Below are 826 nucleotides of genomic sequence, written 5' to 3' on the forward strand. Positions count from 1 at the left end.
CTGGCGCCCGATCTCCGCGCCGCGTGGCCGCGCGAAGACCGGCATCAGCGGCGTGCCTTCGGATGCATCCGCAGGGCCTATGTCGAGGCCCGTTATGAACGGTCCTATCGCATCACGCCGGCCGAACTGGTATGGGCGTTGGAACGGGGCGAAGCGCTTAAGCAGCTGACCGCGCAAAGCTGGCGCGACCATTACGCATCGCTTGCCAATCAGCATCAACTGACAGCATCAGAGCCGCCCCCGCAGTCGCTGATCTTGACGCCAAATTCTCGCCCACTGCCGCCGCTGTTACCCTCAGCCGTAGGTGCGCGCCGATACCGGTCGCCTTCGGCTCGGCTGCGCAGACTTTTACATGCCGTAAAACGCAGCGATTCCGTCGGACGTGGGGTAAGGCGCACCTCCCTGTTTTCTGTTGGCCTCTGCCTGTTTCTGGCCGGGGCTGAAGCGATGCATTGGCGTCATCAGCGCGCAAGACCGGTCATCCCATATGAGCCGGCCAAGCCTACTGCCGTTCTCGATTTCGACATTCGCGCCGAGACCGTGTTGGAAGCGGTTGTTGAAGTCGCCAATCGAGCCGGCTATCGGACCGCAGCCAATGAGGACATTTGGACGGTCCGCTGGACCGGAACTTATCGTGCCAAGGCGACGACCTTCGACGCACTCGCTGATATTCTCTACGGCTCAGGCCTTTGCCCGACCATCAAGGATGATTTGATCACCATACGCTTCTGCGATCCATCCGGCCGTTTTGTCATCGCCAGCGCTGACGAAGTGATACAGCCGGTAGAGCAGGCAAGCACGACAATCTATCGCTCGCGCTGATCGC

General features: G+C 61.0%; 1 pseudogene. It reads left to right on the forward strand.

Features of this window, described 5'->3' with window-relative positions:
* Nucleotides 1–822: pseudogene (locus JQK15_RS26515) on the forward strand (HEPN domain-containing protein); the annotation flags it as partial.
* Between the last annotated feature and the right edge of the window lie 4 nt (nt 823–826).

This window comes from Sphingobium sp. BHU LFT2 (assembly GCF_018604485.1).
Lineage (GTDB): Bacteria > Pseudomonadota > Alphaproteobacteria > Sphingomonadales > Sphingomonadaceae > Sphingobium > Sphingobium yanoikuyae_A.